Source organism: Sphingomonas cavernae (assembly GCF_003590775.1).
GTDB classification, from domain to species: domain Bacteria; phylum Pseudomonadota; class Alphaproteobacteria; order Sphingomonadales; family Sphingomonadaceae; genus Sphingobium_A; species Sphingobium_A cavernae.
Map to the genome: position 1 here is coordinate 1,340,866 of NZ_QYUM01000002.1, position 24,590 is coordinate 1,365,455.

Here is a 24,590-nt window from a genome sequence, read left to right on the forward strand (position 1 = left end):
TGCGCGCGTGCAAATGTGACATGGGCGCTGGGTCGAAAATCTGACAAGTCACGGATGGGATGACGGATCAAACCGAAGCCGAGGGGGCGTACGCGTCCTCCAAGAAAGTTGGGGAGCGGCTTGCCGAGGCGCGCAAGGCCGCCGGTCTCGATCTCGCCGACATCGCAACGCGCACCCGGATCCCGCAGCGCCATCTCGAGGCGATCGAGGAGGGGCGCTATAACGACCTTCCCGCGATCACCTATTGCAGCGGTTTCACCAAGGCCTATGCGCGCGCGCTGGGGCTTGATGAGGTCGCGTTCGGGCGCGACGTTCGCGTCGAGCTCGAGGATTATCGCGGCATCACGCACGAGCCGCAGTATTTCGAGGCCGCCGATCCCGCACGCGTGCCGACGCGCGCGCTTGCTTGGACAGCCGCGCTGCTCGCGCTGCTCGTCATCGGCGGTTTTGTGATCTTCCGCGGAGGTCTGCTCGACGGGCTTGGCGGACGCGATCCCGCCTCGGTCGCCGCGGGCACCGAGACGCTCGAAGCCGAGGGCAACGAGGCGCTCGTCGCAACCAATGGCGCAGCGCCCGCCGCGCCGACAGCCGCGCCTGTTGCCACTGGCGCGGTCGTCCTCACCGCCACCCAGGATGTCTGGTTGCGCATCTATGAGGCAGGCGGCAAGCGGCTCTTCGAAAAGACGATGGTGACGGGCGAAACCTATCAGGTGCCCGAAGACGCGACCAATCCGCAAATCCTGACCGGCCGTCCCGACGCGCTGCGGGTCACCGTGGGCGGGCGCGAGGTCGCGCCGCTCGGGCCGCCCGAAAAAACGATCGCTGATGTCGGCGTGAGCGCCGCCGCGCTTGCCGCGCGCGCTGCAGCAGCAGCGCCCACGACCCCCGCGGCGCCAGGGACGGCGCCTATGGGCACGCCATCGGCCTCCAACGCCCAGACGCCCCCGGGCGCCGCCCGGCCGTGAGGCAACAAGCGCTCCGCCCTTGAGGCGGGGGGGCCGCTGTCCCTATAAGGCGTCTGAACCATCTTGTGAGCGGGACGAATACCATGCGTAGAACGCTGTTTCTGGCGATCCTTCTTGGCGGCATCGCCGCGCAGCCGCTTGCGGCGCAGAGCGGGGCCAATCTCACCCCGCGCGTCGACAAGCTCGAAAAGGAAATGAAGGCGGTCCAGCGCAAGGTCTTCCCGGGCGGCGCGCCTGGCTATTTTGAGCCCGAAATCGCAGCGCCCGCGCAGGTCGTCGATCCTGCCGGCGCCCCCGCGTCGACCCCGCTTGCCGATCTTACCTCGCGCGTGAGCGCGCTCGAAACCGAGCTGCGCACGCTTACCGAACAATCCGAACAGAACGCCTTCAGGGTGCGGCAGCTCGAAGAGGCGATGACCAAATACAAGGCCGAGGTCGATGGCCGCCTCACCGCGCTGGAGGGTGGTGCGGCGCCCGCAACGCCGCCCGCCGCGGCGTCGGGTTCGGTCAAGCCGCCCGTCGCCCGGCCGACCGCGGCGACGCCCGCGCTCAGCACCGAGCGCGCCGCCGCGCTCGACGCGATTCAGAAGCCCGCGACAGGCGATGCGGGCGAGGACGCCTATCTCTATGGCTACCGGCTGTGGGAAGCCAAATTCTATCCGCAGGCGCAGGCACAATTGAAGGCTTTTGTCGAGAAATATCCGAAGCATAAGCGCGTCAGCTACGCGAACAATCTGCTCGGCCGCGCTTATCTCGACGAGGGCAAGCCAGCGCTCGCGTCGGTCGCCTTCTACGACAATTACCAGAAGCTGCCCAAGGGCGAGCGCGCCCCCGAAAGCCTCTATTATCTGGGCGTCTCGCTGACGCGCCTCAAGAAGACCGCGGATGCCTGCAAGGTCTATGAGGAGTTCGATCAGGTTTACGGCGCCACCGCTTCGGCGGGACTCAAGGCGCAGGTCGCCAAGGGCAGAGCCGAGGCGAAGTGCAAGGCGTGAGGCGGACCATGTCCGGGCACGTCACCCTGAACTTGTTTCAGGGTCCATGAACACGGTTCTTGCAGAAGCGGACACTCAGGTGTTCATGGATGCTGAAACAAGTTCAGCATGACGGTATGGGAGGACGATGACCGTGCCTCCTGAAACGCTCGCCCGCTTCCTCAAGGGGCTTCCCGCGCTCGACGACGACATTGTCGGGGTCGCGGTATCGGGTGGGCCCGACAGCCTCGCCTTGCTGTTGCTCGCCGAGGCCGCGTGGCCCGGCCGCGTGCGCGCCGCGACCGTCGATCACGGTCTGCGTCCCGAATCCGCCGCCGAGGCGCGCTGGGTCGCCGATCTTTGCGCGGCGCGCGGGGTTCCCCACAGCACGCTGACCCCCGAAACGCCGATCACGGGTTCGCTTCAGGCCGAGGCGCGGCGCGCGCGCTATGCGCTGCTCGATGCCTGGCGGCTGGAGCAGGGCGTGGCCTGGGTGATGACCGCGCATCATGCTGACGATCAGGCCGAAACGCTGCTGATGCGCCTGAATCGCGGCGCGGGAGTTGGCGGGCTGGCGGGTATTCGCGCGGTCAATCGTCACATTCTCCGCCCATTGCTCGGCTGGCGCCGCGCCGAGCTTCAGGCGATCGTAGAGGCCGAGGAGCTGGCCGCGCTGCGCGATCCATCGAATGAGGATATGCGCTTTGATCGCGCGCGTTTTCGCCGCCATCTGGCGGATGCGCCGTGGATCGACCCGCAGGCGCTGGCGCGAAGCGCAGCGCATCTCGCCGACGCCGAGGCCGCGCTGGGCTGGATGGCCGATGAAATCGCCGCCGAACGCATCGTCGAGACCGAAACCGGTATCGCGCTCGATCCCGCCGGGCTTCCCGCCGAGCTGGTGCGGCGCCTGCTCCGGATCGCGCTCAAGCGCCGTGAGCCCGGCCTCGAGCCCTCCGGGCCCGAACTTGACCGCGCATTGGCCGAAATCGCGCGAGGCGGCCAGATCAGCCTGGGCGGACTGCTCGTGCGCGGCGGCAAATTGTGGCAAATTTCAACCGCTCCGCCTCGCCGCACGGCGATTTGAAGGCGCCATCCGCCGAAATGCGCAGGGTTGCATTGTCTTTAAGCATTCCTGCCCTATCTTAGGATCGGGACGAATCTCTCCGGACACCTAGATGAACGACGACGACAACAAGCAGCCCGAAACCAACCCCTGGATGAAGAGCCTGCTCATATGGGTAGGCATTCTCGTCGGGCTGGCGCTTTTCGTTGCGATGTTTGACGGCCGCACGCGCGCCGCCGCAGCGGACGGCATTTCCTATTCCGAATTCCTCCAGCGCATCGACGAAGGCACCGTCAAGAAGGTCGAGATCGCAGGCGATGTCGTCTCGGGCACGCTTTCGAACGACAAGGCGTTTCGCACCTACGCCCCCAACGATCCCATGCTGATCGAGCGGCTGAAGGAAAAGGGCGTCAACTTCGCGGCCAAGCCCGAGGAGCAGCCCTCGATCTGGCTCGTCATCCTGTATCAGTCGCTGCCCTTCATCCTGATCATCGGCATCGCCTTCTTCATCATGCGACAGATGCAGAAAAATGCGGGTTCGGGCGCGATGGGCTTTGGCAAGTCGCGCGCGCGCATGCTCACCCAGAAGGAAGGCCGCGTCACGTTCGACGATGTCGCGGGCATCGACGAAGCGCGCGAGGAACTGCAGGAAATCGTCGACTTCCTCAAGGATCCGACCAAATTCGCGCGTCTCGGCGGCAAGATCCCCAAGGGCGCGCTGCTTGTGGGTTCGCCGGGCACCGGCAAGACGCTGCTCGCCCGAGCGATTGCGGGCGAGGCCAATGTTCCGTTCTTCACCATCTCGGGTTCGGACTTTGTCGAGATGTTCGTCGGCGTCGGCGCGAGCCGTGTCCGCGACATGTTCGAACAGGCCAAGAAGAACGCGCCCTGCATCGTCTTTATCGACGAGATCGACGCCGTCGGCCGTCACCGTGGCGCTGGCCTCGGCAACGGCAATGACGAGCGCGAGCAGACGCTGAACCAGCTCCTCGTCGAGATGGACGGTTTCGAGGCCAATGAAGGCATCATCATCATCGCGGCGACCAACCGTCCCGATGTGCTCGATCCCGCGCTGTTGCGTCCGGGCCGCTTCGACCGTCAGGTCGTCGTGCCGCGCCCCGATATCGACGGCCGCGTGAAGATTCTCGAAGTGCACATGAAAAAGGTGCCGCTGGCGCCCGACGTCAGCGCGCGCACGATCGCGCGCGGCACGCCGGGCTTCTCGGGCGCCGATCTCGCCAACCTCGTCAACGAGGCCGCGCTGCTCGCGGCGCGCAAGGGCAAGCGCCTCGTCGCCATGTCCGAGTTCGAGGAGGCCAAGGACAAGGTCATGATGGGCGCCGAGCGCAAATCGATGGTCATGACCGAGGACGAGAAAAAGGCGACCGCCTATCACGAGGCCGGCCACGCGCTCGTCTCGCTCCACGTCCCCGGCTGCGATCCGCTGCACAAGGTCACGATCATCCCGCGCGGCCGTGCGCTGGGCGTGACGTGGAACCTCCCCGATCGCGACCGTTATTCGATGTCGATGAAGCAGATGAAGGCGAAGCTTGCGCTCTGCTTTGGCGGCCGCATCGCCGAACAGCTCATCTATGGCGAGGATTCGCTCAACACCGGCGCGTCCAACGACATCCAGCAGGCGACCGACATGGCGCGCGCGATGGTCATGGAATACGGCATGAGCGAAAAGCTCGGCTGGCTGCGCTACCGCGACAACCAGGACGAGGTGTTCCTCGGCCACTCGGTATCGCGCAGCCAGCATATGTCCGAGCAGACCGCGCGCATGATCGACGAGGAGGTTCGCCGCCTTGTCGAGGAAGGCGAGTCCGTCGCGCGTCAGGTGCTCACCGACAATCTTAACCAGCTCCACAAGCTGGCCGAGGCGCTGCTCGAATATGAGACGCTGTCGGGCGAGGAATCCAAGCGCGCGATTGCGGGCGAGGATATCGGCCGCGACGACGGCAACGCCCACAAGCCGGCATCACTGGGCACTGGCGGTTCGTCCATCCCCAAGACCCGGCGTCCCAGCGGCGGTTTCGGCGGCCCGGCGCCCCAGGGCGCCTGACGCGTGATCCTGGGGGGATTGCTGGCGCTGCTCCTGCTCGTGCAGGCGGCGCCACCCACCGTTACCGCCCCTGCCACTGGCGCCAGCGTCGCTGATTTCCTTGCGCGCGCCCAAGCGGTCAGAAAGCTGGGTGATGCTGCCGCTGCGTCGCCCGAATTCGCGGCGATCAAGGCGGAGGTCGCGGCAATCACGCGCGCCTATCGCGCGGACCTCGCCCGGCAGAAGGCGGCGGGGCAACCCGCGCATAGCTGCCCTCCGGACCGTTCGGGTCTTACGTCGTCGAATCTGATGGCCGATCTCAACCAGGTGCCCGTCGAGCTTCGCGCTACGACGGACGTCAAGTCGGTCTATTACGCGATGATGAAGAAGCGCTATCCTTGCCCCTTCTGAACCGTCGTCTAACCTGCCCCGTCATCTGACGGAGCCGGATCGAAGCGGGGAGCCTATGGAAAACGCGGTACCCACGCCCATCGTTGTCGCAGGCCGCAACTGCTGGCGCATAGAGCGCGCTCGCCGCGCTGCGGTTATCGTCGACGCCGCCGACTATTACCGGCTCATCAAGGGCGTCATGGAGCGCGCACGACGCCGAATCCTCATCATCGGCTGGGATTTTGACACGCGGATCGCGCTCGAGCCAGATGAGAATGGCAAGGGCGAAACGCTTGGCCGCTTCTTCCTCAGGCTGGCGCGCGAGCAGCCCGCACGGACGATCGACGTGCTCAAATGGAATTTCGGCGCGCTGAAACAGCTCGCCCACCCTGCGGCGGTGGTGATGCTCTGGCGCTGGTACCGCACGCGGGCGATCGACTTTCGCCTGGACAGCGCGCACCCGCCCGGCTGCAGTCACCACCAGAAGATCGTCGTCGTCGACGATCACCTTGCAGTGTGCGGCGGGATCGACATCTCGAACGCGCGCTGGGACACCAGCCGGCATCAGGACGATGATCCGCGACGGACGCTGCCGACGGGCAAGCCCTATCGGCCGTGGCACGATGCGACGATGATCGTCGAGGGGAGCACCGCCTCGGCGCTCGCCGAACTGGGCCGCGATCGCTGGCGTCTGGCCACGGGCGTCGATCCGGGCGCTGCCGACAGCCGCGCCTCGTTATGGCCCGCCGCGCTTGAATCGATGTTCGATGACGTCGACATCGCGATCGCGCGCACGCGCGCCGCCTATCAGGAGGTCGAGCAGGTGGGCGAAATCGAGGCGCTCTGGCTCGACATGATCGCGGCGACCCGGCGCTTTGCCTATATCGAGAACCAGTATCTCACATCGGGCAAGATCGCGGCGGCGATCGCCGCGCGGATGGAGGAGGAGGATCCCCCCGAGTTCGTTCTGGTCATGCCGCGCGTCGCCGATGGCTGGCTGGAGCAGAAGGCGATGGATGCCGCGCGCATCCGGCTTGCACGCGCCATAGGCAAGGTCGATCGCCGCAACCGATTTCGCATCTATGTTCCCGTCACGCCCGGTGGCACCGACATCTATGTCCATGCCAAGGTGGCGATCGTCGACGATCGCCTTCTCCGCGTCGGCTCGTCCAACCTCAACAACCGTTCGCAAGGTCTCGACAGCGAGTGCGACCTGATCATCGATGCCGCGCTGCCGCACAACCACGACGTCGAACCGCAGATCGTGGCGTTGCGCAACCGCCTGATGGCCGAGCATCTGGACAGCGATCCCACATCGGTTGCTGCAGAATTCGCGCGCACCGGATCGCTGGTCGCTGTGATCGACGCGCTCAATGGTCGGGGCCGGCATCTGGAACTGCTCGATATGGAGAAGCCGGGCCCGCTCGAGGAATTCATCGCCGACAACGAATTGCTCGATCCAGAAACAGCCGACGGGTTTTTCGAGCCGCTCGCCACACGCGGCATCTGGAAAGGCTGGCAAAAAGGGCTCGGTTGGCGACGCAGGCGCGCAGCGGCGCGGGCACCCACGGCGAACGGGGAGGGATGATGCCAATCTATTGTGATGAAAGTGGTGGAACCTCGGCGGGCGCGATGGTGTTCGCGGGTGTTGCAATAGAGGCGGAGGCCGCCGACCGGCTGCTCGCGCGCTTCAAGCAAGTGACCGCGGCCCGCGGCGAGATGAAGGGCAGCCGCATCTCGCTCGTCGAGCGCGGACTGTTTTTCGAGCTGCTCGAGCGCTTCGGGGGTCGCGCGATCGTCGCCCAGCTTCCCGCGAAGCAGGTCCCCGGTGTGCCCGGCGAGAAGGACCGCGACCTCAAGGCCTATGCCGCGCTGCTCGAAGAAGTGGTGGAAGCATGGCTGCCCGAGACCGCGGGCTGCGCCGACGTGATCATCGATGATGGCCGCTACGATGCCGCGACATTGGCGCTGGTGCGGCAGGACATCGCGGCGCTGCTCGGCACCTGCGGCCGCGCGCGGCTCGAGGACAGCCGGCGCTCGGCGGGCGTCCAGATCGCCGACGTCATCGCCAATTCGGTGTTCAACCTCGCGGTCGTCTCCGAGCGCGCCGAACGCATCCGCCGCATCCTAGCGCCCTTCATGGCGAACGGGGTCGTGCGGCTGAAGACGCTTGGCTGACATTTTCGTGAAATTTTTTTGACGGCGCGGGAACCATCCCTCGCCCCGCCCGTTGGTACTGAGCTCGATCGAAAGAAAGAGCGATATGACTGGCTCCGACCTTTACGGAAAGAGCCGTCTAGGGAGCCCCGCCGCGAAAGCGACGGGGCTTACCTGTTTTGGGCATCGATCGGCGTTTCTCGAATGTCCGCGACAGAAGCCAGGGCGAGATCGCCGCTGATTACGCGCCACGCTCCTGATCGGTTCGAGGATTGGGCTATGAAACCGTTCACCAGACTCGCCATCGTCGTTTCCGTACTGATAGCACTGGCGCATCTCTACCGTTTGATCCGACCGTTCGATGTCGTCCTGAGCGGAAGCGCACTGCCGCAATGGGCAAGCGTGGTGGGCGTGATAATCGCGGCCGGACTGGCTCTCATGCTCTGGCGAGAAGCGCGGCCTTAGAGCCGGGCGTTTGACGGGCAAAGCGCCGCACCCCCGAATGCGTCCAACCCATCTTCGACCCATATGCGCGCGGATTAAACCCGCAACGCACGACGATGCCGCCGCTCCTTCAATTGGGCAGCGCGCCCGCTTCCACCTTGTCCACCCACTCGGGATAGAAGGACGGCTCGCGGCTCGACCAGCCGATCGCGGTGGCTGCGGCCTCGCTGATCGACTGCAGCAGCAGCCGCCGCTTGTCGGGATGGAGGTGCGGCAGCGCCGCGGCCGCGCAGAACGCGCCGGGAAGCCAGGGACGCACGCTTGCCCCGATCAGCCGTTCATAGAGGAAGCGATAGGCGCCGAAGCTCACCAGCCGGTCCTGTCCGAGATCGAAGGCCGAGACGGTCACCAGCGGCGCCATCAACGGTTCCATCGCGTCGAGCCCGCTATCGTCGGGCACGAGCGCGCGGATTTCGGGAAGGCGTTCGTAGATGCGTGTCTGGGCGTTGATGCTCGCGGCTTCCACCACGTCGCGCGACCAGAGTTCGATCGCGTCGTGGCGTTCAAGCCCGACGTCGAGCGAGCGCCGGATATAACGCTGCGTGGCTGCGGGAAAGCTCGCAAACTCCTTCAATTCGGCCAATGTCAGCGCCCCGTCCGCCGGCCGTGCCCTGATGCTCATGTCCTTTCTCCAGACCTTTTGCCCTGGATCCGATCATGCGCCTCATATGGTTGACGTGGCTTTAACGGCGCATATCGTCCCCGTTCAGCATGGAATCAGAGATACGGCGCCTGGGCAAGAATCTTGCGACGAATTGGGTGCGCCGCACAATAATTGACATTCTGTCGTGACCATTCTGCAACAGTCTGGATTCCGCGCTGCGGAATCATCGCTTTGTATCGGCGTCGGGCGCCTTCGAGCTGTCACGCGGCCCGCGCGCACGCGTGAGCGCGGGCGGGTCCGATGCGTCCATCGATTCATCGAGCGCGGCGTCGAGACGCGCATCGACATCCTCGGGGTGTCGCTTCAGCCGCCCGGCGATCGCCTTGTCGGTCCCGGCGTCGCCGCGCGGCTTGTTCTTCGCCTTGCCCATGTTGATCTCGCAGTCCACTTTGTTTCCTCCCCGGAACAACGGGCGATCCGCATTTGCGGTTCCCCTTTCGACCAAATCCGAGAGCGTTTCGACGGACGACATAGGAACAATGGCGTTTTTCAGCCTTTGCGCGCTACAAGGGTGCATGGAATTCGAAACGCATGCACAGGAACAGCCGCGCCTCACCGTTCGCCCGATCATCGCCTTCTACTCGATAATCGGCTTCTGGCTGTTCTACGCACTTATCGTCAGCCTGCGCGCGATGGTCATGGACTTTCCGGCGCAGGCCGAAATGGCCGAACGCCGGATGATAGTGACCGCGGCGGGCATCATGCTCACCTGGCTGCTCTATTTGCTGCTTCGCCAGTTCTGTCACCAGCCGCTGTGGATTCGCATCTCCACCGCCTTTCTCGGCGCAATCCCGTGCGCGATCGCGGTCGCAGCGTTCAATTATTATGTCTTCAACGTCTACGATCCCCAGAGCATGTTCGACGAGGCCGATCTCGCGATGAAGGCCGAGGGCTGGACGGTGTGGCAGGAAATCGCCGAACAGGGCCTCTCGCGCTTCTTCTTCTTCTCGGCCTGGGCCGCGCTGTATCTCGCCATCTCCTATGCGGGAGAGGTGCGCGTCGCCGAACGCCGCGCCGCCAAGTTTGCGCGCGCCGCGCAACAGGCCGAGCTCCGTTCGCTGCGCTACCAGGTCAATCCGCACTTCCTGTTCAACACGTTGAACTCGCTCAGTTCGCTCGTGATGAAGGACAGCCGCGCCGAGGCCGAGACGATGATCATGAACCTCTCGACCTTCTATCGCACATCGCTGTCGGGCGATCCGCTGGACGACGTCACGCTCGAGGAGGAGGTTCGCCTCCAGCGGCTCTATCTCGATATCGAGGGCGTCCGCTTCCCGCAGCGTCTGAGGACACGGATCGAGATACCCGACAATCTGCTCAGCGCCTGCCTGCCGGGCATGATCCTCCAGCCGCTCGTCGAGAACGCGATCAAATACGGCGTTTCGCGCGCCAGTCGCCCCGTCACCGTTTCGATCACCGCGCGTTCGGAAAATGGCGAGCTCGTCCTCACCGTCGCCGACAACGGCAATGGCGCAGATGCTAACGAAGATATCCAGGGCAATGGCATCGGCCTCGCCAATGTCCGCGACCGGCTCGCCGCGCGCTTCGGGGATTCCGCGCGGATCGAATGGCTTGCGCCTGAAGACGGTGGTTTCGTTGTCCGGCTGACGATGCCCGAGGTCTATCGTGGATATTGAAGAAGCGCTACAAGCAGCGCCGATGCGAACCCTTATCGTCGATGACGAGCCGCTCGCGATCGAGCGGCTCCAACTGATCTGTGCCAGGGAACCGATGATCGAGGTCATCGGCACCGCCTCCGACGGCGCCGCGGCGCTGCGGCTTGCAGAGGCGCTCAAGCCCGACCTGTTGCTGCTCGACATCGCGATGCCCGAGCTGGACGGCATCGGCGTTGCGCGCGCGCTCGCGCGCCAGAGCGGCGCCCCCGCAATCATCTTCGTGACCGCGTTCGACAGTTTTGCGGTCGAGGCTTTCGACATCGAGGCGGTCGATTATGTGCTCAAGCCCGTCGCACCCGACCGGCTGGTGCGCGCGGTCAAGCGCGTCGCCGAGCGCCGCGGCGTCGCGCGCGAAGCGACGCCCGAAGACGATACGCATTTCGCCACCGAATTCTGGGTGCCGCACCGCGCCGAACTCGTCCGCATCGCCGCCGACGATATCGACCGGATCGACGCCGAGCGCGACTATATGCGCCTGCATGTCGGCGGTCGCAGCTTCCTGCTGCATCAGACGATCGCCTCGCTCGAAGCGCGGCTCGATCCGAACAGGTTCATCCGCCTCCATCGCTCGACGATCGTCCGGCGCGATCGCATCGCGCGGCTCCGCCACGACGGCTGCGGCGTGTGGTTCGCCGACATGGGCGACGAGGGCGAGGTCCGCATCGGCCGCACCTATCTCGCCGCCGCAAAGTCGATCGCTGGGCGCTAGGCTCTGCCCGCGTTGCAGCTTTCGACCAAATAGCGGACCTAGAGATCCTCCCCGAGCTTTGCTCGAGGAGGGGGACCATGCGAAGCATGGTGGAGGGGTATGGCTCGGCGCTTGCCCCTCCACCGCCCTTCGGGCGGTCACCCTCCCCAAGCGAGCTTCGGGAGGATCTCAAATGGCAGCTTCCCCCTCACAGCGGACGCCGTTTCGATACGCCCGATCGTTACTGCTTCGGCGCGCTTTCGGAGTCGGCCGCGAGGTTGACGAACACGACATACGGGCCTGATGCAGCGACGATGCCGTCCATCGCCTTGCTCAGCGGAATGCAAACAGGAGCGTAAAAAGTGACGCCCCCGGCCCAAGGGAAGGCCGGAGGCGTCGATCTGCCCTTATGGGCGGGGGCAGCGGGTCGGGGATGACGAAGCGCGGTACAACCCCGACCAGAGATTATTGGCGGCTGACTCCGATATGGCCGGTCGCGCCCACGTTGCTGGCAAGCTGGTCGCCGCTCCGCGCGGAGGCCACCGCGATCTCGATGTCGCGGGTCGCGCGATCCATCGCACCGTCATAACATTCGCCCGAAAGCTGCATCATTTTTACGGGCTTGATCCCGCCAACCTCGCAAATCGTGCGCGCCGCGTGGCGGACGCGGGTGTTGAGCCTGTCGACGCTCTTGTCCTCGGTCAGATCGAGATCGGCATAGCTTACCGCGATCGAACGCGCGTCGCTCGGCGGGGCGGTGGCAACCATCGGTTCTGGCTCGCCGGCGAAGGCGGTCGCATGAAGCAATGTGGCGCCGGCCAGCGCGGCCGCGATGGCCGCACATGTCTTTACATACATTGTCTGGTCCTTCCTGAAACCTTCGGGTCGTCGGCGCCGCCGCAAGGGGGGTAGGCGGCGCGGGGTGCGGGCGGATCGGGTCGGCTCTGGGAACGCCGTCGATCCGCCGCGCAACTATTGATTACAATTGTCCCGACAGCGCTTCACGCCCGCTTCGACAGGCGGCGCGGAAGGCTCTGCGAACGGCTCGCAGTGCGACGAACGACATATCCATATCGACGAGCGCATCCCGTTTTTCTGAATATTTCGTCAGAAATGGCAGAATCGTTGCGTTTGTTACGACTCTATGGCGCGGGCGCGGGCGACTCGTCCGCCACATCGGCGTGCCGCGCGATCGCGCTCGTCGCGGCCACGTCCATCGTGACATTGCCGACGGTGCGTACGAGGTCGGGGATCATCTCGACCGCGACGAGCAGCGCGAGCGGCTCGAGCGGCACCCCCATCGCGACGGCAATGGGGGTGACCGAGGTCAGGAAGCTGACCTGCCCGGGCAGGCTCACCGATCCCATTGTCGTGACCGCCGCCACCACCGCGCCCGTCGCGATGGTTGCAGGGTCGAGCGACATGCCGAACCAGTGCGCGACATAGATCGCCACGGCCAGGTTCATCGCGGGGCTCGTCACGCGAAAAATGGCGACCGCGATCGGCAGCGATACGCTCGCCACGCTGGCGGGCACTCCCAGCGTCTCGCAGCTCTTGAGCATCGGCGGAAGCGAGGCGAGCGAGGACTGGGTGCTGAGCGCGACCGCCTGCGCGGGGGCGACCGCGCGCACGAAGGCGCCCAGCCGCAGCCGACCGCCAAACACCGCCATCGGATAGGCGAGCGCCCAGGCGACGAGCCCCGCGCATGAGACGATGACGATATAGTGCAGCAACGCGCCGATCGCCGAGGTGCCCGCCTGAATCCCGACCACCAGCGCGAGCGCGAACACGCCGATCGGCGCAAGCCACAATACCCAGCCGACCATGACGAGCATCGCGTCCGCAATTGCCGCGAAAAAGCCGGTCAACGGCTCGCGCTGCGCGGCGGGCAGCCGCGTGATCGCAATCGCGAACAGCGTAGTGAACAGGATCAGCGGCAGCATCGCGTCGGCCGCCGCCGCCGCGATCGGATTGGTCGGCACGATCGAGCCTAGGAAATCCGCGAAGCCCGGCGGCGCGCCGACCTCGATATGCTGCTGGCCGAGCGCGGCGCGCAGCGCCTGTGCGGCGTCCTGCGGCATTGGCCAAAGCGCGAGCAGGCTCGGGATCAGTACAGCGGCGATCGCGGTCGAGAGCCAGAGCAGGCCGACGAACAGCGCCACCGATTTTAGCGCCAGTCCGCCACCGCGCGCGCTGTCCGCGGTCCGCGCGATGCCGGTAATGAGCAGCGCCACCACCAGCGGAATGATCGTCATCTTGAGCGCGTCGAGCCACAGCCCGCCGATCGGCCCCGCGATCGCGGTGATGCGGTCGAGATTGTCAAATCCCGCCCATACCGCGCCCGCACCGAGCGCGAGCCCCGCCAGCAATCCAATCAAAATTCGCCACGCCTGCGGCATGCGGCTCCCCCGTCGCTTCCGAATGTCTCCGCAGACCTAAAGCAGTTACCCGAAAAGTGGGAACGGCTTTTTCGTGCAGCCCCAGAGCCTGGATGCATGGCGGAGGAGCCCGGCACGCTGAAGTCCGCTTCACCTGAATGGAAACATCTTACGTCGCCCCAGCTTTCGCCGCGCCGCCAATCGTAACAATTCTGCCGTATCGCCGTCATAGGAAGGCAGCATCGCAAGACTTGGGATATTGATGGCAAACAGGAAGAAAATGCGTGGCGGCGGCAATGCCGCGGCGGTTGTCAATGATGACCTGCGGCGCGAGATCGCCGAGGCACTGGTGTTCGGGGTCGAGCCCGACCGGCTGGCGCAGCGTCTCGCAGGACGCGGTGTCGCGCACGGGCTTGCCGTGGCAGAGGTCGAGCGTGCCGTCAGGAGTCCCTATATGGCGGGTTCGGCGCGGCTCAGCGCGCAGCTTGCCAAGCGCGACTGGGTGCTGGCCAGCTATGCGCGGCTCGCCGCGCAGCGCGTCGATGCCGATCGGGTTCCCCGGCTACACGCGCCCGATGCCGCGCAATTCTACGGCGATCATTACCATGCGCATCGCCCGGTTCTGCTCGCCGGTCTTATCGACCATTGGCCGGCGATGCAGCGCTGGTCGCTCGACGATTTCGACCAGCGTTTCGGGGATCGCCAGGTCCATGTGCAATGGGGGCGGGAATCAAACAAAGACTACGAGATCAACTCCACCACGCTCTCCGCGACGCGACGTTTCTCGGAGTTTATTGCACGACTGCGCCAGCCCGAACCGAGCAACGATTTCTACATGACCGCGAACAACAACGACCATAACCGCCGCGCGCTCGCCGAGCTGTGGGACGATGTCGGCGACATACCGGGCTATCTTGCGGAACAGCCCGACCGCGATGGCTTCCTGTGGATTGGTCCGCGCGGCACGATCACGCCATGGCACCATGACCTCACCAACAACCTGCTGCTCCAGATCCGCGGCACCAAGCGTGTCCGCCTCGTCGCCAGCCACGACACGCCATTGATGCGCAACCATCGTCACTGTTTCAGCGAATGGACGGGCGAGGAGTTGCCGCCCGGGCCCGCCGTCGACGGCCGTCCAGCCGTGCTCGAATGCGACATAGCGCCGGGGGAGGCGCTTTTCATACCCGTCGGCTGGTGGCACCATGTCGAGGCACGCGACGTCACAATCGGGATGTCCTTCACCAATTTTGCCGCAGACAATGATTTCTACAGCTTTTACGCGAGCTACGGCACGTTGTGACTCGCGCCGCGGTCAGTGTTTTCAGGGCGTTGCGATGGACCAATCGCGCCGGCGGATTCACCATTTTGGCGGATTGTCGCGCGCGGTTTTCTGGGCGAAATTGGCCCCATGGACGGCGAAGAACTGACGCGCGCGGTAATGACCGACGCATTGACCGAGATTTCTGGGACGGGGGCATCCCCAAAGGCGGAGGCGCGTCTCCATCTCGCGCGCGGATTGCTCCATATGCGCCAGCTTCGTCTCGAGCTTTTCAACCGCGAATATTTCGGCGAGGCGGCGTTCGACATGCTGCTCGATCTCTATGTGTGTCATCGCCAGGGGCGTGTAGTCTATCAGAACGATGCCTATGTCGCGTCGCTGGTCCCGCCCGCGACCGCGCATCGCTGGCTCCAGACGCTGCAGCGCGACGGCCTCGTCACGCTATCGGGCGACCGTCGCGACCGCCGGCGCAGCATCGTCCACCTCACTCCCGCGGGATGCATGCGCATCGAAGCGCTGTTCGATGCCTGGCTCGCCATCCGCGATTCGGTGGTGGGCGGCGCCGACTGGGCCTGACGCGCGACTCTGGCGGGGTTTCGCCGAAAAAAGGGTCGACGCGGACGCCGGCGCGCTCCAGCGCCGTTGCGTCCGCGTCGACCGCTCGGTTGATGTTCGTCACCCGCCCCATGGTCGCGCCGCGAAGCGTGGTGTTGTGCCCACCCCCTGCGGCGTCGATTGCGTCCCGGCGGTGCAACGCCCATCCCTGACCTGTGCCCCCACACAGGTCGCGCCCCGAAGCGCGGTTGCACTGGAAGCCCTCCCGCTTCCAATGGCGACGAGCGTAACGCGTTGCACCGCTGATTTTCAAAGCCGCATTGCGAAGCCCGGAAAGGATTCGCTCTCATTTTGAAAGCATGCTTCGATTCCAGGAAGTTGGCGCACGTCGCGCGGTGTGGAGTGGCCTCTTGAACCCGCGCAAGGATGCCGGCCTTGCCCTTCGTCCTGCTGACACTATCTGGCAGTAGCATCGCGCGCTCCGCCGCGCCCGTGCTTGCGACTCGCGAACAAATCTGGAACAGATGCCACCATGCTGCCACACATAACGAAGCGTCGGTGTTCCGAATGCTGACCCATATTTCAGTGCGCGGTGCGCGCGAGCACAACCTCAAGGGCGTGGACGTCGAGATTCCGCGCGATACGCTGACGGTGATCACTGGCCTGTCGGGCTCGGGCAAGTCGAGCCTCGCCTTCGACACCATCTATGCCGAGGGGCAGCGCCGCTATGTCGAGTCGCTCTCGGCCTATGCGCGCCAGTTCCTGGAGCTGATGCAGAAGCCCGATGTCGACCATATCGAGGGGCTGAGCCCCGCGATCTCGATCGAGCAGAAGACGACGAGCCGTAACCCGCGCTCGACCGTCGCGACGGTCACCGAGATCTACGATTATATGCGCCTGCTCTGGGCGCGCGTCGGCATTCCCTACAGCCCCGCCACGGGCCTTCCCATCGCTGCGCAGACCGTCAGCCAGATGGTCGACCGCGTCATGCAGCTCCCCGAGGGCACGCGCTTCTACCTGCTCGCCCCCGTTGTGCGCGGCCGCAAGGGCGAGTATCGCAAGGAGCTCGCCGAGTGGCAGAAGGCGGGCTTCACGCGCGTCCGCATCGACGGCGAGTTTTACGAGATCGAGGAAGCCCCCGCGCTCGACAAGAAGTACAAGCACGACATCGAGGTGGTAGTCGACCGCATCGCGGTCCGCGAAGGCATCGAAACCCGCCTCGCCGACAGCTTCGAGACCGCATTGAAGCTCGCCGAGGGGTTGGCCTATGCAGATCTGGCGGATGGAACGGTTGCCGAACTGACCCAGAGCACACCGTTCGTCCCGAGCGAAGTCGAGGGACGTGTCTCGACTTCGCTCGACACGAACGGAAAGAATGTGACGGGCGGCGCGATGAAGGGCGCCGGCGTCCCCGACAACCGCATCGTCTTCTCCGAGAAATTCGCCTGCCCCGTCTCGGGCTTCACCATCGCCGAGATCGAGCCGCGGCTCTTCTCGTTCAACGCGCCGCAGGGTGCGTGCCCCGCGTGCGACGGGCTTGGCGAAAAGCTGCTCTTCGACGAGGATCTCGTCGTACCCAATCACGACCTCAGCCTCAAAAAGGGCGCGGTCGTCCCCTGGGCCAAGTCCAACCCGCCCAGCCCCTATTATATGCAGGTGCTCGCCTCCCTCGCGCGCGAGTTCGGCTTCAGCCTCGACACGCCGTGGAAGGACCTGCCCGGCGAGGTGCGGCTGATCATACTCCACGGCACCGGCGGCAAGCCCGTGACGCTCACCTTCGTCGACGGCCGCAAGAGTTATGACGTCAAAAAGCCCTTCGAGGGCGTTATCGGCAACCTCAACCGCCGCATGCTCCAGACCGAGAGCGCGTGGATGCGCGAGGAGCTGAGCAAATACCAGGCCGCGCACCCCTGCGAGACCTGCGGTGGCGCGCGCCTCAAACCCGAGGCGCTCGCGGTGAAGATCGCGATGACCGACATCAGCACCACCACGCGCATGTCGGTGGCGGACGCGCTCCCATGGTTCCTCGATCTCCCCAACCACCTGACGACCCAGCAGAACGCGATCGCCGAACGCATCCTGAAAGAGATCGTCGAACGCATCGGCTTCTTGAACAATGTCGGGCTCGACTATCTGAACCTCGATCGCACCTCGGGCACGCTCTCGGGGGGCGAGAGCCAGCGCATCCGCCTCGCGAGCCAGATAGGTTCTGGACTGTCCGGCGTTTTGTACGTATTGGATGAGCCGAGCATCGGCCTCCACCAGCGCGACAATGACCGGCTTCTCGAAACCCTCAAGCGCCTCCGCGACCTCGGCAACACCGTGCTCGTCGTCGAGCATGACGAGGATGCGATCCGCCACGCCGATTACATCATCGATATGGGGCCGGGCGCGGGCGTCCATGGCGGCGAGATCGTCGCCGAGGGCACGCTGGAAGAGGTGCTCGCCAACCCCGCGAGCATCACCGCAGACTATCTGACCGGCCGCCGCGAGGTTCCCGTCCCCGCGAAACGCCGCAAGGGTTCGGGCAGGAAGCTGACGGTCCACAACGCTACCGCGAACAACCTGCAGAATGTCACCGCGAGCATCCCGCTCGGCACCTTCACCTGCATCACGGGGGTCTCGGGCTCGGGCAAGTCGAGCTTCACCGTCGACACGCTCTACGCCGCCTCGGCGCGCGCGCTCAACGGCGCGCGGATGATCGCGGGCAAGCACGAGAAGATCACCGGGCTCGAGCATCTCGACAAGGTGATCGACATCGATCAGTCGCCGATCGGCCGCACCCCGCGCTCGAACCCCGCCACCTATACCGGCGCCTTCACCAATATCCGCGACTGGTTCGCGGGCCTCCCCGAATCGGGCGCGCGCGGCTACAAGCCCGGCCGCTTCTCCTTCAACGTCAAGGGCGGCCGCTGCGAGGCGTGCCAGGGCGACGGCGTGCTCAAGATCGAGATGCACTTCCTCCCCGACGTCTACGTCACCTGCGACGTCTGCCACGGCCAGCGCTATAACCGTGAAACTTTGGAAGTGAAGTTCAAGGGCAAGAGCATCGCCGACGTGCTCGACATGACGGTCGAGGACGCGGTCGAGTTCTTCAAGGCCGTCCCCCCGATCCGCGACAAGATGGCGATGCTCGCCGAAGTCGGCCTCGGCTATGTCAAGGTCGGCCAGCAGGCGACGACGCTCTCGGGCGGCGAGGCGCAGAGGGTCAAGCTCGCCAAGGAACTGAGCAGGCGCGCGACGGGCAACACGCTCTACATCCTCGACGAGCCCACCACGGGCCTCCATTTCGAGGACGTCCGCAAGCTCCTCGAAGTCCTCCACGCGCTCGTCGAGCAAGGCAATTCGGTGGTGGTGATCGAGCACAATCTCGACGTCATCAAGACCGCCGACTGGATCATCGACCTCGGCCCCGAAGGCGGCGTCAAGGGCGGCGAGGTGGTGGCCGAGGGCACGCCCGAGAAGGTGGCTGATAATCCACGGAGCTTCACGGGCGGGTATTTGAAGCCGCTGCTCGAGCGCGGGAAGAAGGCGCCCGCGAAGGAGTTGCAGTTCGACGAGGCTGCGGCGGAGTGAGCATATTCCGCCCCGAGTTCGAGACGGCGTTGCGATTGTTCGCACAGATCAGCGATGATGTCGCGATCTCGGGTTTCCCGAGGCCGGTTCTCGTCGGAGGCGCGGCGGTCGAGCTCTATTAAGGTAGCGCGATCGCGACGGGCGACTTCGATATCGTCACCACGCGACAGGATGTTTTCGAAGCCGCCTTGCAGGCGCATGGGTTCACGCGATCGGGCCTTGGCCATGTCGCGGGCGGATGGGTGCATCCCGATCTTGGCATGGGTTTCGAGGTTGTCGGCTCGACGCTGCTGGACGGCCATGCCGATCATGACCGGGTCCCGCTCTTTGAAGTTGGCGGCCGCCGGTTTGCCGCGATCGCGATCGAAGATCTCCTTGCCGATCGCTTAGGTCAGTTCGCTTCGGGCGCCGCGCCCGAAATGCTCCGGCAGGCCCGAACCCTGTTCGCCCTTTCTCAAGATCTGGACGTGCGTTATATGGAAAGGCGCATTCGGGAAGAGACTGCGGACGAATATGGCGTTGCCGACCTCAAAGACTAGCCGCGCGGCGATTTCGCTCGAAGCTTTCGGGCGCGATCTCGCGCGCCGTCGCGAAGCGCTTGGCGAAGTGGAAATGCCCCGCAACAGCGGCAGGCGCCGTACCGAAAGCAAGCGCGCGCTCCTCGCCGCCATAGAGGCCACCGGCAAGCGCTGGTAGGCACCTTATTCGAGGATGTGCGCAAGCTCCTCGAAGTTCTCCACGCGCTCGTCGAGCAGGGCAATTCGGTGGTGGTGATCGAGTACAATCTCGACATCGTCAAGACCGCCGACTGGATCATCGACCTCGGCCCCGAAGGCGGCGTCAAGGGCGGCGAGGTGGTCGCCGAGGGCACGCCCGAGAAGGTCGCAGACAATCCGCGGAGCTTCACGGGGGGGTATCTCAAGCCACTGCTGGAGCGGGGGAAGAAGGCTCCGGCTACGGAGCTGGCGCTTGAGGGTGTGGGAGCATGACATGCCGGGGGCTTGTCAGCGCACCACACGCGGTGGAGTAACTAATCGAATAGCGAAGGCTGGATTTCGCTGACTTCTTCAGGCTGAAGTGTTACAATTCGCGTAAACGCGTCTTCCTGCTTTCGGATAATCTCCGCATGCAAATTTTCGGCCTCGCGTTTGCGGCCGATCGCCCATCGTCCCGATTGAAACGATCGCAGGTTGAGATTTATGATGAATAGTCCAGACATTGCGCCGGCTATCGCTGCACTTATCGCCGCGCCGGAATCGCCGCGGACTTTTTTTGACCCCCCGTCAAAAACGATCAAGGCATAGTCAACTAAGGAGAGGCATTGCCTCGATATCGTAAAGATAATATCGGTAGATTCTTCAAGAAGTCTTAGAGCCTGTTCTCGGTATCTTCGCTTGGCTGCAGGATCGGTTTCGTTATCCCGCTGCACCCTTGCCCTGATAACCCTGTCAAAATCTTCTGCATCTCTCTGAAACAGCGCTTTCAATTCGGGGATAACGCGCGTCTCTATTCGACCGAGAACAAACTCGAACTCTTGGACACTTTGCCCATCGCCCGCCTTGGAGATCTTGCAGACAGTTGCGATCAACTGGGCGGAGAGCAAGCCCATTAAAGCCGCCGCACTACCAGATCCTGGTGAATGTCCCCCGGCACCAAACTGATCCAGAAGCTGATCGGCCGGGAGGCGAATCAACTGCTTTGGCAATTCAATCGGTAGGGTTGACTGGCTCATGGGCGGTCTCTTTCGAAGCAAGCATGGCTCACATACGACTCACTTAATGCTTGCACAAAACGAGCATTGCAAGCATAATGTTAAGATCATCCAGCAAGCATGATTAAGGTATGCTCATGACAACACCCCAAAGCCTTGGTGGCGTGGCGCGAGCCGAGCGACTTTCTAGTGAAGAGCGCCGCGTAATTGCCGTCCAAGCGGCTAAAGCGAGATGGCAGCGTGCACATGATCAGACTCGAATACCGTCCGCGGAAACGGACGGCATATTGAAAGTCGGCGACGTAGGCTTGGACGTCTTCGTGCTGGACGATCGACGACGGGTGATCAGTAAGAAAGCAATGGCGCGAGCACTCCACCTTAAGTCGGAGGGCGGAAACGCATTTATGCGAACGATGTCGCGAAAAGGAATTCAGGCAGTAATTAGCTCTGAGCTTGCTACCAAAATAGAACGACCAATCGCATTCTATACCGTGAGGGGAGAGTTAGCCGATGGGTATGATGCAGAAACACTTATTGAAATCTGCGACGCGCTAATTGAAGCCAGAAATCGGGGTAAGCTTGCAGCTTCGCAATTTTTCTTGTCCATCCAAGCAGAGATTATATTCAGATCAGCAGCAAAGTTAGGAATTATAGCTCTTGTTGACGAGGCGACTGGGTACGTCGATAAAACACGGGACGAATATAGAAAACTGTTTGAGAGTTTTATACGGGAAGAGTTTAGACAGTGGGAAAGAGAGTTCCCTGATAAATTTTTCGATATGATTTACAGGCTATATGGCTTGAAAAGGCAAAAGCCTGACTCAAGTAAACACCCTCAATTTTTTGGACATTTCATTAGAAAATTTATATATTATCCACTTGCCAATAGTAACGGCGCCATTTTGGAGCAGCTTGAGGAAAAAAATCCAGTCGTATATGATTCCGGCGGGCGTCGGTTCAAGTTTTTTCAGTACTTAACCAACGAAATTGGAATGTCGTCATTTAGACAGCACTTGTGGCAAGTGGTTGGAATTGGCGAATCTGCGACGGACCGAGTTCATTTCGAACGAGGTTTCTATAGAGCGTTTCCTGAGGCCATCCCGAGAAAAAATGATAATCAACTAGATTTCTTCGATGACCTGGTTGAGAGCATGAACAAGAAAGCACGATAGCAGGTATTCGCAGCGGCGGGACAGCATTGGCCCGTTGCCTTGTTTGACCGTATTTGCGGGCACCATCGTCGCCAACCTCCTTGGCGCGCTGCTCGGCGCGATCACCCTCGCCACCGCGCTCTGATCGATCTGGCCTCCGGTCACTTCCCCGGCGCTTCCGGTCTCGCCTCTTCGAGCGTGCCCGTCTTGGGATCCACCCGATACACCTTCCCCCGCTCGATCGCCTCGGGCCGCACATGGAGCGCCGCCAGCGCCCCCGCTTCACCAATCCCGTCCGACGCCGCCTGCGCGAAGGCGGCTTTTTCCAGCGCCTCGGGCGGGGGCAGTTCGCCGCGTCCGGTCGCCGCGAAATAGTGGGTGGCGACGATCGTGCCGCCCTCTTGCTCATAGAGGATCACCGCCGCCTGCGGCGGGATGCCGCCGGGGCCGGGCTCGCGCTTCTGGTCGCTATCCTGCGTCGCTTCCTGCATCGCACGCTCCTCAGCTAGAGATAGAAGAGATTGGCCTGCGCATAGGCCTCGGCGCCATTGACCGACAGAAAGTACGTCACCGCAATGGCATCGGGAGCCCAGAGCGAGTTGACCGCGAAATCCTTGTGCTCGAACGGTGTGCCAAAGGGCGGGGTGTAGCTCTTGACCATCGCCCCCGCGCCGCCCCGGTCGGTGAAGAGGTAGGAGAGCGAGATCGTCGCCAGTATCTCGCGCCCGTTCGACCCCGCACGGTCGACGAACAGCGTGAAATAGGTCTTGTGGTGCGTGCCCGGCGTCGACGAGAAGCAATAGAGCCAGGCCGTATCGAGATTCTGGAGCATGCGCGCCTCCTCGGCTGATCCCGCGCGCACCAGCATAGCATCGAACCGGCCCATGCTCGCGGGGGAAAATTACGTGAACTCCTGCGCTTGCCGCAACAATCATCGCGCGCTAGCTGGCATCGCGCGCCGCGTGGCGGGGGCCATTCGGGCGCGACCATGTAACGGGGGAATTGTATCCATGTTTCGTAAGAGTCTCGCCATCGCGATTTTCGCGATGATCCCGACTGCGGCCTTCGCGCAGAACGATGAGCTAAAGGCATTCGACGGCCTTTTTCTCGGCGCTCAGGCTGGTTGGGGCCATCGCACCGATGGCTCGCGGCTGTACGTCGGCACCCAGCTTGTCGACGAGTTCAATTTCAGCGGGGACAGCTTCGATTATGGCGCTTTTGCTGGCTATGACGTGCGGATCGGCAATGTCGTCCTCGGCGTCGAAGCGGGCATCGGGTCGGGAGGCACGGCAATGCGCGAGGACATTTACGGCCTCACCGTAACAATCAAGCCAAAATGGAACTACGAGGGGACCGCGCGCGCAGGTTATGTGCTCGGCGACAGGACGCTCGCCTACGTGCGTGGCGGCTATGGGGCCGAGCGCCTGCGCAGGAGCTATTCTGACACGGCTACGGGCGCCGCTGTCGGGGTGGCGGGCAGCGAGTGGTCGAACGGCCTCGTTGTCGGCGGTGGCATTGAGCATGCGCTGGCGCCCAATGTCACGCTGCGCGGCGAGTATCGCTACAAAGACTTCGACGGCTGGTACAAACCACAGCAAGTGCTGCTGGGCGCCACTTACCGCTTCTAGCCCAGTTGAGCCGAGGGGACCGGGAGCGAAAGCACCCCGGCCCCTGTTGCTTCTCCGCTACAGTGTGTCCCCCACGAACACTGTCATCGCCACCACCACCGCGTGGATGCCGAGCAGCACGATCAGCCCCGCAAGGCTCCAGCGCTTACCCGGCGCGAGCGCCGTCGCCGCGAGCAGCGCCAGATAGAGCAGGTTGATGATCCAGAAGGCGGCGTCGGGCATGCCGGGCGCCGCGATAGCGCTGATCGTCATGCCCGCAAGGTTGCAGGCGATGATCGCGCCGATCGCGGCGCGGCGGTTCGCCATGAAATGCGCGTCGAGATCGCGCCCCTCCTTGCCCGGATCGGGAAAGACCAGCGCCGCCGCCAGATAATAGGCGCCGCTCAGGCCCAGCGTCAGCAGCAACCCCCAGAGCGTGGGCGCCTCGCTGTCGCGAAACGCCCAGGCACCGCGCCAGAAGGTCGTGAGGCTCACCAGTACGAGCACGCCGAACAGCGGGGTCAGCCAGCCGATCCGCAATGCCGCGCGCGCGCGGCCGCCGCCGGCGCTTGCAGTGCTGAGCTTGATCGCGCGCGCCAGCCCGCCCAGCACCTCGGCGATCGATAGTCCGAGCACCAGCCCGAACAGTGCGAAGACGAATTCGAATGGCGTCATGCCCCCGCTCCCCTTGCGGCGCCTCCGATGCGCGCAAAAAGACTAGCGCGGAACGCGCGGCGCGCAAGCCGCAGCGCTTCGTCGGCCGTCGGGCCCGGCCTCAGGAAACCTCGCTGATCTGCGCGAACCAGCCGAAGCGGCTGCGGCGTGCGTTGGATAGGTGTGTGCCAAGGCTGCCATGGCCTATGCTCTGCACCGATCCGGCCAGGGTCCAGACGATGTCCTGACCGGGCGCGGGGCGCTGCGGCGTGGAGATCAGATACGCCTCGAAGAACTCGCGCGACGGCGAGCCCCCGCCGCCGGCGGCGGTCGCATTGGTCAGGAAGGTCAGTCGCTGCGCGGTGTCGTCCCAAAGACCGTTTATGACGATGGTGGGGTCTGAATAATTCACGAGCTGGCCCGTCACGATTCCCGCCGGATCCACCGATACGATTGACAGCGTGGCCTCGACGCCATCGATATTCGCTTCCCAGGCGCCTGTCCGAAGTTGCATGCCAACCTCCGCCTCGACAATGTTGCCGCGATTTTGC

27 protein-coding genes and 1 pseudogene are annotated in these 24,590 nt (G+C 63.9%); 19 read left to right on the forward strand and 9 right to left on the reverse strand.

What is annotated here, in order from left to right; genetic code table 11:
- Positions 1–59: 59 nt before the first annotated feature.
- The 8 genes from D3876_RS06560 to D3876_RS06595 all read left to right on the forward strand — a co-directional run bounded on the left by D3876_RS06560 (position 60) and on the right by D3876_RS06595 (position 8,058).
- A complete protein-coding gene (locus tag D3876_RS06560; RefSeq protein ID WP_119760472.1) occupies positions 60–965 on the forward strand; it encodes a helix-turn-helix domain-containing protein in 906 nt (301 codons plus the stop codon).
- A gap of 83 nt (positions 966–1,048) precedes the next feature.
- Entirely contained in the window at positions 1,049–1,960 is a 912-nt protein-coding gene (locus D3876_RS06565; protein ID WP_119760473.1) for a tol-pal system YbgF family protein, read from the forward strand.
- A gap of 127 nt (positions 1,961–2,087) precedes the next feature.
- Entirely contained in the window at positions 2,088–3,023 is a 936-nt protein-coding gene (gene tilS / locus D3876_RS06570; RefSeq protein WP_119760475.1) for a tRNA lysidine(34) synthetase TilS, read from the forward strand.
- Positions 3,024–3,114: 91 nt separating this feature from the next.
- Positions 3,115–5,067 carry an ATP-dependent zinc metalloprotease FtsH gene (ftsH, locus tag D3876_RS06575; protein ID WP_119760477.1) on the forward strand — a complete coding sequence of 651 codons (1,953 nt, stop codon included), beginning with the start codon at positions 3,115–3,117 and terminating at the stop codon, positions 5,065–5,067.
- 3 nt (positions 5,068–5,070) lie between these two features.
- Positions 5,071–5,457, forward strand: coding sequence for a hypothetical protein (locus D3876_RS06580; RefSeq protein ID WP_119760479.1), 387 nt, complete (start codon positions 5,071–5,073; stop codon positions 5,455–5,457).
- 55 nt (positions 5,458–5,512) lie between these two features.
- Positions 5,513–7,024, forward strand: a complete 1,512-nt coding sequence (locus tag D3876_RS06585) for a phospholipase D-like domain-containing protein (protein ID WP_119760480.1) — start codon at positions 5,513–5,515, stop codon at positions 7,022–7,024.
- Entirely contained in the window at positions 7,024–7,614 is a 591-nt protein-coding gene (locus tag D3876_RS06590) for a DUF3800 domain-containing protein (RefSeq protein WP_119761130.1), read from the forward strand. Before D3876_RS06585 ends, D3876_RS06590 begins: the two co-directional genes overlap by 1 nt.
- A 258-nt stretch (positions 7,615–7,872) precedes the next feature.
- Positions 7,873–8,058 (forward strand): hypothetical protein, encoded by a 186-nt coding sequence (locus D3876_RS06595; RefSeq protein WP_147417599.1) that lies wholly within the window; start codon positions 7,873–7,875, stop codon positions 8,056–8,058.
- Positions 8,059–8,167: 109 nt separating this feature from the next.
- Here D3876_RS06595 and D3876_RS06600 read toward each other — a convergent pair whose 3' ends face one another.
- Both D3876_RS06600 and D3876_RS06605 read right to left on the reverse strand, forming a co-directional pair.
- Positions 8,168–8,719, reverse strand: a complete 552-nt coding sequence (locus tag D3876_RS06600; protein WP_119760484.1) for a hypothetical protein — start codon at positions 8,717–8,719, stop codon at positions 8,168–8,170.
- A gap of 205 nt (positions 8,720–8,924) precedes the next feature.
- Complete coding sequence (locus tag D3876_RS06605) at positions 8,925–9,149, reverse strand: hypothetical protein (protein ID WP_147417600.1); 225 nt, start codon at positions 9,147–9,149, stop codon at positions 8,925–8,927.
- A gap of 127 nt (positions 9,150–9,276) precedes the next feature.
- On the opposite strand from D3876_RS06605, the gene D3876_RS06610 reads away from it, so the two are divergent.
- Both D3876_RS06610 and D3876_RS06615 read left to right on the forward strand, forming a co-directional pair.
- Entirely contained in the window at positions 9,277–10,398 is a 1,122-nt protein-coding gene (locus tag D3876_RS06610; RefSeq protein WP_119760487.1) for a sensor histidine kinase, read from the forward strand.
- A 22-nt stretch (positions 10,399–10,420) separates the two neighbouring features.
- Positions 10,421–11,146 (forward strand): LytR/AlgR family response regulator transcription factor, encoded by a 726-nt coding sequence (locus D3876_RS06615; RefSeq protein ID WP_119760489.1) that lies wholly within the window; start codon positions 10,421–10,423, stop codon positions 11,144–11,146.
- Between the two features lie 444 nt (positions 11,147–11,590).
- Here D3876_RS06615 and D3876_RS06620 read toward each other — a convergent pair whose 3' ends face one another.
- Entirely contained in the window at positions 11,591–11,983 is a 393-nt protein-coding gene (locus D3876_RS06620; protein WP_119760491.1) for a UrcA family protein, read from the reverse strand.
- 284 nt (positions 11,984–12,267) lie between these two features.
- Positions 12,268–13,503, reverse strand: coding sequence for a dicarboxylate/amino acid:cation symporter (locus tag D3876_RS06625; protein WP_338014312.1), 1,236 nt, complete (start codon positions 13,501–13,503; stop codon positions 12,268–12,270).
- A gap of 262 nt (positions 13,504–13,765) precedes the next feature.
- Here D3876_RS06625 and D3876_RS06630 point away from each other — a divergent pair, with 262 nt between their 5' ends.
- From D3876_RS06630 to D3876_RS06655, 7 genes and pseudogenes are all read left to right on the forward strand, one after another.
- A complete protein-coding gene (locus D3876_RS06630; RefSeq protein WP_119760495.1) occupies positions 13,766–14,806 on the forward strand; it encodes a cupin-like domain-containing protein in 1,041 nt (346 codons plus the stop codon).
- Between the two features lie 108 nt (positions 14,807–14,914).
- Complete coding sequence (locus D3876_RS06635; protein ID WP_119760497.1) at positions 14,915–15,361, forward strand: hypothetical protein; 447 nt, start codon at positions 14,915–14,917, stop codon at positions 15,359–15,361.
- A gap of 546 nt (positions 15,362–15,907) precedes the next feature.
- Positions 15,908–18,916 (forward strand): excinuclease ABC subunit UvrA, encoded by a 3,009-nt coding sequence (uvrA, locus tag D3876_RS06640; protein WP_119760499.1) that lies wholly within the window; start codon positions 15,908–15,910, stop codon positions 18,914–18,916.
- Positions 18,913–19,038, forward strand: a complete 126-nt coding sequence (locus D3876_RS21105; RefSeq protein WP_338014313.1) for a hypothetical protein — start codon at positions 18,913–18,915, stop codon at positions 19,036–19,038. The genes uvrA and D3876_RS21105 overlap by 4 nt, the downstream gene beginning before the upstream one ends.
- 138 nt (positions 19,039–19,176) lie before the next feature.
- The gene (locus tag D3876_RS21110; protein WP_338014314.1) at positions 19,177–19,455 is read left to right on the forward strand and encodes a hypothetical protein; all 279 of its coding nucleotides are present in this window, start codon (positions 19,177–19,179) and stop codon (positions 19,453–19,455) included.
- Positions 19,430–19,612 carry a hypothetical protein gene (locus D3876_RS06650; RefSeq protein ID WP_119760501.1) on the forward strand — a complete coding sequence of 61 codons (183 nt, stop codon included), beginning with the start codon at positions 19,430–19,432 and terminating at the stop codon, positions 19,610–19,612. The genes D3876_RS21110 and D3876_RS06650 overlap by 26 nt, the downstream gene beginning before the upstream one ends.
- Positions 19,612–19,905: pseudogene (locus D3876_RS06655) on the forward strand (hypothetical protein); the annotation flags it as partial. The gene D3876_RS06650 and the pseudogene D3876_RS06655, both read left to right, overlap by 1 nt.
- 41 nt (positions 19,906–19,946) lie before the next feature.
- Here the strand turns inward: D3876_RS06655 and D3876_RS06660 are convergent.
- Positions 19,947–20,648 (reverse strand): cyclodeaminase/cyclohydrolase family protein, encoded by a 702-nt coding sequence (locus D3876_RS06660; RefSeq protein ID WP_119760503.1) that lies wholly within the window; start codon positions 20,646–20,648, stop codon positions 19,947–19,949.
- 110 nt (positions 20,649–20,758) lie between these two features.
- Between D3876_RS06660 and D3876_RS06665 the strand changes: the two genes are divergently transcribed.
- A complete protein-coding gene (locus D3876_RS06665) occupies positions 20,759–21,799 on the forward strand; it encodes a P63C domain-containing protein (protein WP_119760505.1) in 1,041 nt (346 codons plus the stop codon).
- 140 nt (positions 21,800–21,939) lie between these two features.
- Here the strand turns inward: D3876_RS06665 and D3876_RS06670 are convergent, their stop codons facing one another.
- Positions 21,940–22,269, reverse strand: a complete 330-nt coding sequence (locus D3876_RS06670; RefSeq protein WP_119760507.1) for a hypothetical protein — start codon at positions 22,267–22,269, stop codon at positions 21,940–21,942.
- Positions 22,270–22,283: 14 nt separating this feature from the next.
- Complete coding sequence (locus D3876_RS06675) at positions 22,284–22,610, reverse strand: hypothetical protein (RefSeq protein WP_119760509.1); 327 nt, start codon at positions 22,608–22,610, stop codon at positions 22,284–22,286.
- Between the two features lie 178 nt (positions 22,611–22,788).
- Here D3876_RS06675 and D3876_RS06680 point away from each other — a divergent pair, with 178 nt between their 5' ends.
- The gene (locus D3876_RS06680) at positions 22,789–23,406 is read left to right on the forward strand and encodes an outer membrane protein (RefSeq protein ID WP_182911899.1); all 618 of its coding nucleotides are present in this window, start codon (positions 22,789–22,791) and stop codon (positions 23,404–23,406) included.
- 57 nt (positions 23,407–23,463) lie between these two features.
- Here D3876_RS06680 and D3876_RS06685 read toward each other — a convergent pair whose 3' ends face one another.
- Positions 23,464–24,060 carry a hypothetical protein gene (locus D3876_RS06685; protein ID WP_119760513.1) on the reverse strand — a complete coding sequence of 199 codons (597 nt, stop codon included), beginning with the start codon at positions 24,058–24,060 and terminating at the stop codon, positions 23,464–23,466.
- A 100-nt stretch (positions 24,061–24,160) separates the two neighbouring features.
- Complete coding sequence (locus D3876_RS06690; RefSeq protein WP_147417601.1) at positions 24,161–24,553, reverse strand: hypothetical protein; 393 nt, start codon at positions 24,551–24,553, stop codon at positions 24,161–24,163.
- Positions 24,554–24,590: the final 37 nt, after the last annotated feature.

Bases quoted from the DNA above. Each gene is read 5' to 3' on its own strand.
- D3876_RS06660 (WP_119760503.1), bottom strand. From the start codon at position 20,648: ATGAGCCAGTCAACCCTACCGATTGAATTGCCAAAGCAGTTGATTCGC.
- tilS (WP_119760475.1), top strand. From the start codon at position 2,088: ATGACCGTGCCTCCTGAAACGCTCGCCCGCTTCCTCAAGGGGCTTCCC.
- ftsH (WP_119760477.1), top strand. From the start codon at position 3,115: ATGAACGACGACGACAACAAGCAGCCCGAAACCAACCCCTGGATGAAG.
- D3876_RS06680 (WP_182911899.1), top strand. From the start codon at position 22,789: ATGTTTCGTAAGAGTCTCGCCATCGCGATTTTCGCGATGATCCCGACT.
- D3876_RS06675 (WP_119760509.1), bottom strand. From the start codon at position 22,610: ATGCTCCAGAATCTCGATACGGCCTGGCTCTATTGCTTCTCGTCGACG.
- D3876_RS06585 (WP_119760480.1), top strand. From the start codon at position 5,513: ATGGAAAACGCGGTACCCACGCCCATCGTTGTCGCAGGCCGCAACTGC.
- D3876_RS06630 (WP_119760495.1), top strand. From the start codon at position 13,766: ATGGCAAACAGGAAGAAAATGCGTGGCGGCGGCAATGCCGCGGCGGTT.
- D3876_RS06685 (WP_119760513.1), bottom strand. From the start codon at position 24,060: ATGACGCCATTCGAATTCGTCTTCGCACTGTTCGGGCTGGTGCTCGGA.
- D3876_RS06595 (WP_147417599.1), top strand. From the start codon at position 7,873: ATGAAACCGTTCACCAGACTCGCCATCGTCGTTTCCGTACTGATAGCA.
- D3876_RS06560 (WP_119760472.1), top strand. From the start codon at position 60: ATGACGGATCAAACCGAAGCCGAGGGGGCGTACGCGTCCTCCAAGAAA.
- D3876_RS06620 (WP_119760491.1), bottom strand. From the start codon at position 11,983: ATGTATGTAAAGACATGTGCGGCCATCGCGGCCGCGCTGGCCGGCGCC.
- D3876_RS06690 (WP_147417601.1), bottom strand. From the start codon at position 24,553: ATGCAACTTCGGACAGGCGCCTGGGAAGCGAATATCGATGGCGTCGAG.
- D3876_RS06635 (WP_119760497.1), top strand. From the start codon at position 14,915: ATGGACGGCGAAGAACTGACGCGCGCGGTAATGACCGACGCATTGACC.
- D3876_RS06600 (WP_119760484.1), bottom strand. From the start codon at position 8,719: ATGAGCATCAGGGCACGGCCGGCGGACGGGGCGCTGACATTGGCCGAA.
- D3876_RS06650 (WP_119760501.1), top strand. From the start codon at position 19,430: ATGGCGTTGCCGACCTCAAAGACTAGCCGCGCGGCGATTTCGCTCGAA.
- D3876_RS06590 (WP_119761130.1), top strand. From the start codon at position 7,024: ATGCCAATCTATTGTGATGAAAGTGGTGGAACCTCGGCGGGCGCGATG.
- D3876_RS06615 (WP_119760489.1), top strand. From the start codon at position 10,421: ATGCGAACCCTTATCGTCGATGACGAGCCGCTCGCGATCGAGCGGCTC.
- D3876_RS06565 (WP_119760473.1), top strand. From the start codon at position 1,049: ATGCGTAGAACGCTGTTTCTGGCGATCCTTCTTGGCGGCATCGCCGCG.
- uvrA (WP_119760499.1), top strand. From the start codon at position 15,908: ATGCTGACCCATATTTCAGTGCGCGGTGCGCGCGAGCACAACCTCAAG.
- D3876_RS21110 (WP_338014314.1), top strand. From the start codon at position 19,177: ATGGGTTTCGAGGTTGTCGGCTCGACGCTGCTGGACGGCCATGCCGAT.
- D3876_RS06670 (WP_119760507.1), bottom strand. From the start codon at position 22,269: ATGCAGGAAGCGACGCAGGATAGCGACCAGAAGCGCGAGCCCGGCCCC.
- D3876_RS06610 (WP_119760487.1), top strand. From the start codon at position 9,277: ATGGAATTCGAAACGCATGCACAGGAACAGCCGCGCCTCACCGTTCGC.
- D3876_RS06665 (WP_119760505.1), top strand. From the start codon at position 20,759: ATGCTCATGACAACACCCCAAAGCCTTGGTGGCGTGGCGCGAGCCGAG.